The sequence below is a fragment of the Actinomadura darangshiensis genome (assembly GCF_004349235.1).
In the GTDB taxonomy this organism is placed as follows: Bacteria; Actinomycetota; Actinomycetes; order Streptosporangiales; family Streptosporangiaceae; genus Spirillospora; species Spirillospora darangshiensis.
Genome location: NZ_SMKY01000565.1, coordinates 1 through 2386, shown reverse-complemented (window position 1 = coordinate 2386; position 2386 = coordinate 1). Strand labels below are relative to the sequence as shown.

Genomic DNA, 2386 nt, shown 5'->3' with positions numbered 1-2386 from the left:
CACTGGGCATAGCCCCCCTCGAACCCGGAACCCCAGTCACCTTCAGCTGCCTTCCATGCTCAGGGACGAGGAACATCCGGCGTCCATCGCAGCCCACCGCCGACTCAGCGGACTCTCATACGTCAAAGGCCAGCAGCGGCGTCGAGTGGTCGCTGTCGCCCGGGTGAGCCGTTCGTTGACGGCTCGGACGACCCGAATAGCTCATCGATGACCCGGATCATGACGGAAATATGGCCGGTCGAAAAGATGACACGCTTTCTCGCAATGACTTGATGTGAAAGTCGTCATAGCCAGGGAAAACTGGCGCGCTCGCCGCGACCTCGTGTTCAGATGAATGCGGCAAGGGAGAATCTTCGGACTCGCGGAGAAAGAGCCAACGACATGAGACATGGGGCGACTCGTGCCATCGCGGCGATCGGAATGGTCGCGGCGGTCGGGTCTGCCGGGCATACCTCGGCAGCAGACCCGCATCCGGGATCGGTACTGGTCGGCGAGGCGTTCACCGATGCCACCGCGGACTCCCGGTTCCTCGGGTACGGGGCCGCCTGTCTGACGGGCGCTCCGTACGGCGGGCAGGTCGCCGAGGCCACGAATCACCCGCTCGGCGGCTGCCACCCGGATCCGACCGGCCCCGTCCCCCCAGCGGGCGGGGCACCGCACGGCTATCTCCAGCTCACCGACGCCCACAACGAAGAGACCGGCGCCGTGCTGTTCGACTCACCGGTCCCGGCGCGGGACGGTCTGGAGGTGACCTTCGAGCAGTGGCAGTACGGCAGCACCACGCAGGAACCAGCGGACGGGATCTCCTTCTTCCTCACCGACGGCGCCATACGGCTCACCACACCGGGCGCGTTCGGCGGAAGCCTCGGCTATGCCCAGAAACTGCCGGCAGGCCAGCCAGACGCGCATTTCGTCCCAGGCGTCGAGGGCGGTTACCTCGGCATCGGGCTTGACGTGCTGGGCGACTACTTCGGCGATGGAGAAAAGCGCGGAAACGGCTGCCCGCGACGTTCCCCGGCCGGAACCTCGTTCCAGCCGCCCCCTCCCGGCCCCGACATCGTGACCGCTCGCGGTCCAGGAAACGGCATCAACGGGTACTGCGTCCTCGACGCCACGACGAGCAACAAGACGATCAGCGGGCCCTGGCCATCGACACTGCCGGACCGACTCCACAGCGAGTTGGGGGACATGCCCGCCGACGTCACGCCGACGCAGGCCGACAACCTCCTGGAACCGGTCAAACGAATCGTCCGTGTCGTAGTGTCGCCCGCGCCGGACCGGCTGGCGACGGTCGACATCGACTTCCAGGACGGTGACGGCTTCCAGCGGGTGCTGCGCTTTCCCGCGCCAGAGCCCGTCCCGAGCACCGTCAAGTTCGGGTTCGCCGCGTCCACAGGGCCGCTCACCGACGTACACCTCATTCGCCGGGTCACCGTACGTTCCCTGACCAGGTCCCCCGTCACCCGGCCCCGGTGAAGTCCGGCCACCGCAGCCGGTTGCGCCAGCGCGAAGGCATTGAGTGCCCGCCCCGGGGCCCCTCGGCCTCATCCTCACTGCCGTGCTGCGGTGGCACACCCTCTACCTGAAGGCGGCACTCGAGTAGTTCAGGGCCGACGGGATACCCGCGGGACACATCGCTGATCTTTGCGCCTTCGGGCGTGCCGTCGACCCTGATCAGGGGCAGTAGCAGGCTTTCCAGGGCCGGGGACGCCACCACCCGATCAGACCTCATGGCGGGGCGCGACTTCTGGCCCCCTACCTGGGCAGGGTGGGCGGTGCTTCTTGCAGGTCAGGGGTTCGGGCGGGTTTGTCTTTGGTCGGCAGAGCGAGCCGGGTCTGAGCGGGCTGCCTGGTGAGGGGCGGTCATGTCGAGGAGGCGTAGCGCGTCGTGGTCAGGGGTGCCGGGTTCGGCGATGTAGACGCCGAGGCGCTGTCCGGGGGTGCCTTCCAGGTCCATGGACTGGGGGCTGAGGGTGATGGTGCCGACCTGCGGATGCTGGAAGGTCTTGCGGGCCGGTTTGCGGCCGGTGACTTCGTAGCGGTCCCAGAGTTTGGCGAAGTCGGGGCTTTTCAGCAGGAGTTCGCCGACGAGGCTGGTGAGGTCGGGGGCGTCGGGAGCGGTGCCGGCTTGGGCGCGCAGGCGTGCGACGCAGCCGCGGACCTGGGTGTCCCAGTCGGGGAACAGGTCGCGTGCGGCGGGGTGGAGGAAGAGGTAGCGGGCGAGGTTGCGGTGTTTGGCGGGCCAGTCGTCCATGCCGGCGTACAGGGCGAGTCCGCCGGGGTTCCAAGCCAGGACGTCCATGCTGCGGCTGACGATGTAGGCCGGGTTGGGGCGCAGGGTTTCCAGCAGGAGTTTGAGGTGGGGGCGGACGGTGCGGCTGGGCGG

The 2386-nt window shown here is 68.1% G+C and carries 2 protein-coding genes; one reads left to right on the top strand and one right to left on the bottom strand.

The window, feature by feature from the left end; translation table 11 throughout:
- Positions 1-381 precede the first annotated feature (381 nt).
- Positions 382-1476 (top strand): L-type lectin family protein, encoded by a 1095-nt coding sequence (locus E1293_RS46430; RefSeq protein WP_132206451.1) that lies wholly within the window; start codon positions 382-384, stop codon positions 1474-1476.
- Positions 1477-1789: 313 nt separating this feature from the next.
- Here the strand turns inward: E1293_RS46430 and E1293_RS46425 are convergent.
- Positions 1790-2386: MmyB family transcriptional regulator (locus tag E1293_RS46425; RefSeq protein WP_481726118.1), on the bottom strand; the 597-nt coding region annotated here is incomplete at its 5' end.